The organism is Streptomyces sp. AC558_RSS880 (assembly GCF_019049255.1).
Taxonomy (GTDB): Bacteria; Actinomycetota; Actinomycetes; order Streptomycetales; family Streptomycetaceae; genus Streptomyces.
In genome coordinates, this window is sequence record NZ_JAGMUJ010000205.1 from 6,203 (window position 1) to 15,142 (window position 8,940).

2 protein-coding genes are annotated in these 8,940 nt (G+C 76.1%); both read right to left on the minus strand.

Features of this window, described 5'->3' with window-relative positions; genetic code table 11:
- Window positions 1–1,716 (minus strand): beta-ketoacyl synthase N-terminal-like domain-containing protein (locus KUM38_RS40905; protein ID WP_308409163.1); only part of this gene is annotated, 1,716 nt, incomplete at its 3' end.
- A gap of 57 nt (window positions 1,717–1,773) precedes the next feature.
- The gene (locus tag KUM38_RS42725) at window positions 1,774–8,919 is read right to left on the minus strand and encodes a type I polyketide synthase (RefSeq protein WP_217137229.1); all 7,146 of its coding nucleotides are present in this window, start codon (window positions 8,917–8,919) and stop codon (window positions 1,774–1,776) included.
- Window positions 8,920–8,940: the final 21 nt, after the last annotated feature.

Genomic DNA, 8,940 nt, shown 5'->3' on the forward strand with positions numbered 1-8,940 from the left:
ACCCGGGAAAACGAACACCGCCCGGCCCGAGGACCGTGCCCCGCCCGTCACCACACCCGGCGCCTGCTCCCCCGCGCCCAGCGCCGCCAACCCCGCCGTCAGCTCCTCACGCCCGGCCGCCAGCACCACCCCCCGCTGCTCCAGCACCGACCGCGACCCCACCAACGCCGACGCCACCACCGCAAGATCCAGACCGTCCCGCCCGCCCACGAACCCGGCCAGCCGACCCGCCTGCCCCCGCAACGCCGCATCCGACCGACCCGACACCACAAACGGCAACACCCCATGCCGGCCCGGCACCCCAGACCCCGCCCCGACAACCTCCGGAGCCTGCTCCACGATCACATGCGCATTCGTCCCACTGATACCGAAGGACGACACCGCCGCCCGACGCGGACGACCCCCCACCTCCGGCCACTCCCGCGCCTCGGTCAGCAACTCCACCGCACCCGCCGACCAGTCGATCCGGGTCGAGCGCTGCTCGGCGTGGAGGGTTTTCGGCAATGTGCCGGCGCGGATCGCCTGGACCGTCTTGATGAGGCCCGCGACGCCGGCGGCGGCGCCGGTGTGCCCGATGTTGCTCTTGACCGAGCCGAGCCACAGCGGCCGGTCGGCGGGGCGGCTCTGACCGTAGGTGGTGAGGAGGGCCTGTGCCTCGATGGGGTCGCCGAGCCGGGTGCCGGTGCCGTGTGCCTCCACCGCGTCGACGTCGGCGGCCGACAGACCGGCGTTGGCCAGGGCGAGTCGGATGACGCGCTGCTGGGAGGGGCCGTTCGGCGCGGTGAGGCCGTTGCTGGCGCCGTCCTGGTTGACCGCGCTGCCCCGGACCACCGCCAGCACGCGGTGACCGTTGCGTTCGGCGTCCGACAGCCGCTCGACGAGCAGGACGCCCACGCCGTCGGCGAGTCCCATGCCGTCGGCCGTCTCGGCGAACGCCTTGCAGCGGCCGTCCTCCGCCAGTCCGTGCTGGGCGCTGAAGCCGAGGAACTGGCCGGGTGACGACAGCACCGTGACGCCGCCGACGAGGGCCAGCGTGCACTCCTCGCCGCGCAGCGCCTGGACGGCGAGGTGGAGGGCGACCAGGGAGGACGAGCAGGCCGTGTCCACGGTCACGGCGGGGCCCTCGAGCCCGTACAGGTAGGACAGGCGGCCGGAGACGACGGCCGCGGCCGTGCCGGTGGTGAGGTGTCCGGCGTACTCGTCGGGCACCCTGCCGGACGTCCAGCCGTACTCCAGGTTGTTGGTGCCCATGAACACGCCGGTCTGGCTGCCGCGCAGGTCGGCGGGGACGATCCCGGCGTTCTCGAACGCCTCCCAGGAGGTCTCGAGGAGCAGCCGCTGCTGCGGGTCCATGGCGAGCGCCTCGCGCGGGGAGATCCCGAAGAAGCCGGCGTCGAAGCCGGCCGCGTCGGAGAGGAAGCCGCCGGACGCGGTGTAGATGGTGCCGGGGTGGTCCGGGTCGGGGTGGTAGAGGCGGTCGAGGTCCCAGCCGCGGTCCTGCGGCAGGGGTCCGATCGCGTCGTGGCCGCGCTCCACGAGGTCCCACAGGTCCTGCGGGGAGGCGACGCCGCCGGGGAAGCGGCAGGCCATGCCGACGATCGCGACGGGTTCGGCGGTCCCGGCCGCGGCTTCGAGCTCCTCGATCCGCTGTTGCGCGTCGTGCAGTTCGGCCGTGGCCCACTTCAGGTACTCGCGAAGGGTCTCTTCATTCGCCACGGCAGTCCTCCGGTACTGGGGTCGCGGTGTTCGTGGGGCCGGGGTGGCTCATGGCGTTCATCCGGCGGGGGTGTTGCGGCGCAGCCGGGTGTCGATGAACGCCAGCATCTCGTCGTCGGTGGCCGCTTCGAGTTCCTCGGCGACGCTCCGTTCGGCGGGCGGCCGGGGGCCGTCGCCGGTGTCGGAGCCGTTGCCGGTATCGGTGTCGGTGGTGGCGGTCCAGGTGGTGAGCAGGGTCTGGAGCCGTTTGGTGATGCTGGTCCGGTCGGTCTCGCCGACGACGGCGGAGGCCAGGCCGGAGGCGAGACGGTCGATCTCCGCGTGGACGTGGGCGGCGCCCGCCATGCCGTCCTCCAGCAGTTCGGTGAGCAGCAGGTCGACGAGGGCGAGGGGGGTCGGGTGGTCGAAGAGGAGCGTGGCCGGCAGGCTGAGGCCGGTGAGCCGGTTGAGCCGGTTGCGCAGGTCGACCGCGGTGATGGACTCGAAGCCGAGTTCGCTGAAGGCGCGGTCGGGGCGGATCTCGTCGACGGAGTCGTGGCCGAGGGCGGCGGCCGTGTGGGCGCGGACCAGTTCCAGCAGGCGGTGGGTGCGGTCGGGGGCGCTCAGCCCGGTCAGTTCGCGGCGCAGGTCGTCGGCGGCGTCGGCGGCCAGCCGTGACTCCTCCTCGAGGGCGGCCAGGGCGGCGCGGGCCTCGGGGAGCGTGTCGATCAGCCTGCTGGGGCGCTGTGCGGTGAAGGCGGAGGTGAAGACCGGCCAGTCGACGTCGGCGACGGTCACGCAGGTGTCGTCGTGGTCGAGCGCGGTCTGGAGCGCGGTCAGGGCGTGCGCCGGGTCGAGCAGGCGCAGGCCGCCGAGGCCGATCCGTCGGACGGCGCGGGCGGCTTCGGGGTCGTCGGTGGCGTGTGCCTCGGCCAGCAGGTCCCAGACCGGCCAGGCCACGGAGAGGGCGTGGCGGCCCTGGGCGCGGTGCCGCTGGGCGAGGGCGTCGAGGTGGGCGTTGGCGGCGGCGTAGGCGCCGTGTTCACCGCTGCCCCAGAAGGCGGCCACGGACGAGAAGTGCACGACGGTCCGCAGGTGGGCCGGGTCGAGGAGGTCGTCGAGGAGTCGGGCGCTGTGCGCCTTGTCGGCCAGGACGCGGGCGAGGGCCGTGGGGGCGGTGTCGTGCAGGGGGGCCAGGCCGGGGTCGCCGGCCGTGTGCATCAGGTCGGTGATCCGGTGGCCGTCGGCGGTGAGGCGGTCCAGCAGGTCGGTCACCTGCCGCCGGTCGGTCAGGTCGCACGCGGCGAACGTCAGCCGGGTGGCGGGCGTGCCGATCTCCGCCTCGATCCGGGCGGACGCGTCGGGGTCGACGCGTCCGGCCAGGACGAGGTGTTCGGCTCCGCGTTCGGACAGCCAGCGGGCGATCCGGGTCTCCAGCGGCCCGGTGCCGCCGGTGATCAGGACGGTGCCGGTCGGCCGCCAGTCCCGTACGGGGGCGGTGGCGGGCAGGGGGGCGCGGACCATGCGGCGTACGAGGGTCCCGGTCGCGCGGAGGGCGAGTTGGTCCTCGTGCGCCGCGTTGGTGAGGGCCTGGCGCAGCCGGCCGGCGCCGTCGGCGCCGAGCTGGTGCGGCAGGTCGACCAGGCCGCCCCAGCGGTCGGGCAGTTCGAGTGCCGCGACCCGGCCGAGGCCCCACAGGCGGGCCTGTTCGGCGTCCCGGGGCGCCGGTTCGTCGTCGACGGCGACGGCGCCGCGCGTGAGGCACCACACCCGGGTGCCGGCGGTGAGGTCGGCGACGGCCTGGACGAGGAGCAGGGTGGCCGTGAGTCCGGCCGAGACCTCCGGCAGGTCGGGGTGGGCGGTGGGGTCGAGGGCGAGGAGCGACAGGATGCCGGCCTGTCCCGCGCCGTCGGGCAGGGCGGCCTCGAGGGCGTGGGCGAGCAGTGTCCGGTCGGTGCGGGCGGGGTCGACGACGAGGGTGGTGAGGGTCAGGCCGTGGTCGCCCAGGGCTGTGGTCAGGGCGGTGGTCTCCTCGTCCGTGGCGAGGGCGGCGGGGACGACGGCCAGCCAGGCGGTGGGTGCCGCGGGGTCGGCGGGCAGGTCGGGGGCGGGCTGCCAGACGGCCCGGTAGCGCCGGTCGTCGGCGGTGCGCCGCTCGTGGGCGCGGCGGCGCCAGGAGCGCAGGGCGGGCAGGACGGTGTGCCACGGTGGTCCGGCGGGGGCGCCGAGCAGGTCGGCGAGTGCCGTCGGGTCCTCGGCGTCGACCAGGTCCCAGAACCGGTTCTCGGCCGGGTCGCCGGCCGGTGTGCCGTGCGCGGGGGCGGTGCCGGCCGCCGGGTCGAGCCAGTAGCGCTTGCGGTGGAAGGGGTAGGTCGGGAGGTCGACGACGGTGGGGGGCCGGCCGGTGAAGACGGTGTTCCAGTCGGGTGCGACGCCGAGGACGGCGGCCTCGCCGAGGGAGAGCAGGAACCGTTCGAGGCCGCCGTGGTCGCGGCGGAGGCTGCCGGTGACCGCGTGGTCCGCGCCGAGGGACGCCGCCGTCTCCTGGATCGGGTTGACCAGGGTGGGGTGCGGGCCCATGTCGAGGAACGCGTCGTGGCCCTGCTCCAGCAGGCCGCGGACGGTCTCCTCGAAGCGGACGGTGCTGCGGAGGTTGGTGTACCAGTACGCGGCGTCCAGTTCGGCGGTGTCCAGCGGTCCCGCGGTCACCGTGGAGTGGAACGGCACCTGGCTGGTGACGGGTCGGACGGTGGCGAGGTCGGTGAGGAGCCGGTCGCGGATCTCCTCGACGTGGGCGGAGTGGGAGGCGTAGTCCACCGGGAGGATCCGGGCGCGGTCGGCCTCGGCGGCCAGGGCCCGGACGGCCTCGGGTTCTCCGGAGACGACGACCTGGCCGGGGCTGTTGGCCGCCGCGAGGGACAGGCGGCCGTCGAACGCGGCGATGCGTTCGGTGGCGTCGGCCCGGGACAGGGCGAGGGACGCCATCAGGCCGCGGTCGGCGAGGTCGAGCAGTGCCTTGCTGCGCAGGGCGACGATCCTGGCGCCGTCCTGGAGGGTGAGCGCGCCGGCGACGCAGGCGGCGGCGATCTCGCCCTGGGAGTGACCCACGACCGCTGCGGGCCGGACACCGTGGGCGCGCCAGAGTTCCGCCAGGGAGACCATCACGGCCCACAGGGCGGGCTGCACCACGTCCACCCGTTCCAGGGCGTCGCCGGCGGGGTCGCGCAGCACGTCGGTCAGCGACCAGTCGACGTACGGGGCGAGTGCCGTCTCGCAGCGGCCGATGTGCTCGGCGAACAGCGGGGAGTCCGCGAGGAGTCCGGCGGCCATCCCGGGCCACTGGGAGCCCTGGCCGGGGAAGACGAACACGACGCGTCGCCGGGCGGGGCCGGTTCCCTCGGCGACGCCGGGGCGTGCCACGCCCGTGGCGAGGCCGTCGAGGGCGTGCAGCAGGCCGTCCCGGTCCCGGGCGACGGTCACCGCGCGGTGCGCGAGCACGCCGCGGGTGGTGGCCAGGGAGAACGCGATGTCGGCCGGGTCGAGTGCGGGATGCCGGGCGAGGTGGTCGCGCAGCCGTCCGGCGACGGCGCGCAGGTCGCGTTCGGTGCCGGCGGACAGGAGGTACGGCAGCGGCTCGGGGCGGTGTTCCCGACCGGCGGGCGGGTCCTCGGCGGACGTCCCCGTGTCCTGCGTGGGCGCCTGTTCCACGATCACGTGGGCGTTGGTGCCGCTGATCCCGAACGAGGAGACCCCGGCGCGGCGCGGCCGGCCCGTGTCCGGCCAGGGCGTCGCCTCCGTCAGCAGTTCCACCGCCCCGCCGGACCAGTCGATGTGCGGTGAGGGCTCGTCGACGTGCAGGGTTCTGGGCAGGGTGGCGTGCCGCAGCGCCATGACCGTCTTCACCATGCCCGCCAGGCCGGCGGCGGCGGCCGCGTGGCCGATGTTGGACTTCACCGAGCCGAGCCGCAGCGGGCGGTCGGCGGGCCGGTCCCGGCCGTAGGCGGCGATCAGCGCGTGGGCCTCGATGGGGTCGCCGAGCGAGGTGCCGGTGCCGTGCGCCTCGACCGCGTCGACCTGGTCCGGCGTCAGGCCGGCGTCGGCCAGGGCGAGCCGGATGACACGCTGCTGGGCCAGGCCGTTGGGGGCGCTGAGGCCGTTGCTGGCGCCGTCCTGGTTGATGGCGCTGCCGCGGACGAGCGCCCACACCCGGTGCCCGTTGCGGCGGGCGTCGGAGAGCCGTTCGAGGAGCAGTACGGCGGCGCCCTCGGACCAGCCGGTTCCGTCGGCCGCCGCGGCGAAGGACTTGCAGCGGCCGTCCCCGGCCAGTCCGCGCTGGCGGCTGAACTCGACGAAGCCCGTCGGGACGGCCATGACGGCGACGCCCGCGGCCAGGGCCGTCCCGCACTCGCCGCGGCGCAGCGCCTGCGCGGCCAGGTGCAGCGCCACCAGCGAGGAGGAGCACGCGGTGTCCACGGTCACCGCCGGGCCCTCCAGCCCGTAGGTGTAGGCGAGCCGGCCGGAGAGGACGCTGCCCGCGCTGCCGGTCAGCGCGTAGCCCTCGGCGCCGTCGGCGGCACCCGCGCCGGTCGCGTAGCCGGAGGGCGAGCCGCCCACGAAGACGCCGGTGGCGCTGCCCCGGAGTGCCGCCGGGTCCAGTCCGGCCCGCTCGAACGCCTCCCACGACGTCTCAAGGAGCAGCCGCTGCTGCGGGTCCATGGCGAGCGCCTCACGCGGCGAGATCCCGAAGAAGCCGGCGTCGAACTCGGTGGCGCCGGACAGGAAGCCGCCGTGGCGGGTGTACGAGGTGCCGGGGTGGTCCGGGTCGGGGTGGTAGAGGCCGGTGAGGTCCCAGCCGCGGTCGGCCGGGAACGGGCCGATGGCGTCGCCGCCGTCGGCGACCAGCCGCCACAGGTCCTCGGGGGAGGCGACACCGCCGGGGAACCGGCAGGCCATGCCCACGATCGCGATCGGCTCGTCGGACGCGGTCCGGGCGCCGACCGGCGCCGGAAGGCCGGTGGCCGGCTGCCCGCCCGCCAGCTCCTCGCACAGGTGCGCGGCCAGCGCGGCGCATGTCGGATGGTCGAACACGGTGGTGACGGCGAGCGGGAAACCGGTCAGCGCGCTGAGCCGGTCGCGCAGTTCGACCGCGGTGAGCGAGTCGAAACCGAGGTCGCGGAAGGCACGGTCGGCGTCGATCGCCTGCGGCGAGCCGTGCCCGAGGACCTGCGCGACCTGGGTGCGCACCGCGTCCAGGGCGAGCGCGGGCCGGTCGGCGGGCGGGGCCTCGGCGAGGCGGCGGCCGAGCGCGGAGTCGGCCGGTGTGCCGGGCGCGGCGTCGGGAGCGGGTCGCGCGGCGGCCGGCTGGAACGCGCTCAGCAGCGGGCTGGGCCGCAACGCGGTGAAGGCGGCGGTGAACCGTTCCCAGTCGACGTCCGCCACGGCCACCGTCGCCTCGGGGCGCCCGACGGCGTGGGCGAGCGCGGCGAGGCCGTCGTCCGTGCCGAGCGGGCGCAGGCCGCGGCGGGCGAGTCGTCGTACGTCCCGTTCCGCGCCGACCATGCCGTGTTCGGCCCACGGTCCCCAGGCGATGGAGGTGGCGGCCAGTCCGCGCGCCCGGCGTCGCTCGGCGAGCGCGTCGAGGGCGGCGTTGGCCGCGGCGTAGGCGCCCTGCACGCCGCCGCCCCATACTCCGGCGACCGACGAGAACAGCACGAAGGCGTCCAACGGGCGGTCGCCCAGCACGGCGTCGAGGTTCGCGGCGCCCACGGCCTTGCCGGCGAGGACGTCCGCGCAGTCGCGCGGGTCGGTGTCGAGGACGGAGCGGTCCTGGGCCAGCCCGGCGGTGTGGACGACGGCCCGGATCGGTCGGCCGTCGGCCTCCACCCCGGCGACGAGCCGGGCGAGCGCGTCCCGGTCGGCCAGGTCGCAGGCGGCGAGGGTCACTCGCGCGCCGAGCGCGGCGAGGTCGGTCGCGAGCCGGTCGGCCTCCGGTGCCTCGGCCCCGCGCCGGCTGACCAGCACCAGGTCGTCGGCGCCGCGCTCGGCCGCCCAGCGGGCCACCCGGGCGCCGAGGCCGCTCGTGCCCCCGGTGACGAGGATCCGGCCGGCGGGCCGCCAGTCGGCGGACGGGCCGGCGGCGGGCGCGGTGGTCAGGCGCCGCGCCCACACGCCCGCGGGACGCACGGCTGTCTGGTCCTCGGTGCCGTCGGCGATCATCGCCGCGGTCCGGGTCCAGGCCTGTGCGTCGGGCGCGTCGGGCAGGTCGACCAGACCGCCCCACAGGGCGGGGTGCTCCAGGGCGACCGTGCGGCCGAGGCCCCAGATCTGGGCCTGTTCGACGTGGCGCGGCGGGTCGGACGGGCCGGTGGCCACCGCGCCCCGCGTCAGGGCCCACAGGCGGGTGTTCACGCCGAGGTCGCACAGGGCCTGGACGAGGGCGAGCGTCCCGGACAGCCCGGCGCTGACGCCCGGCTCCTCGGCGCCTCCCGTCGCATGGCTCAGCAGGGAGACGACGCCCGTGACGTCGGTGTGCTCGCCGAGTCGTGCGGTCAGCGCCTCGCGGTTCAGCGCGCCGGGGTCCACGGCGAGGTGCGTCACGTGCGCGCCGCGCTCCTCCAGTGCCTGCCCGCACGCCGCGGCGAGCCCGGTGTCGTCCGCGCGGGACGACACCAGCAGCCAGGTGCCGGACAGTCTGACGGTGGGCGGTTCGGTGACCGGCTGCCAGCGGATCGTGTAACGCCCCGGGCCGGGGTCGCCCGACCGGTCGGTGCGGGGCCGGCGGTCGGGCTGCCCGGTGGTGAGCCAGTAGTGCTGCCGCTGGAAGGCGAACGTCGGCAGGTCCACGCGTCCGCCGCCGCGCGCGGCGAGGATGCCGGGCCAGTCGACGCGGATCCCGGCGGTGTGCAGGACGGCCAGGGCGGTGGTCGCGGTCCGTGTCTCGGGGTGGTCCCGGCGCAGCAACGGCACGACCGTGGCGCCCGTCCGGTCCGGCTGGTCGGACAGCGGGGCGAGTGTCTCGCGGGCCATCGCGCAGGCCACGCCGTCGGGGCCGAGTTCGGCGTAGGCGGTGGTGCCCTGGGCGGCGAGCGCGGTGACGCCGTCGGCGAAGCGGACCGGTTCACGGACCTGGCGCACCCAGTACTCCGGATCCTCCAGCTGACCCGGCGCGGCGACCTCACCCGTGAGATCGGAGACGACGGGGATCTGCGGGGCCGCGTACGACACCCCCTCCAGCACCGTGCGGAA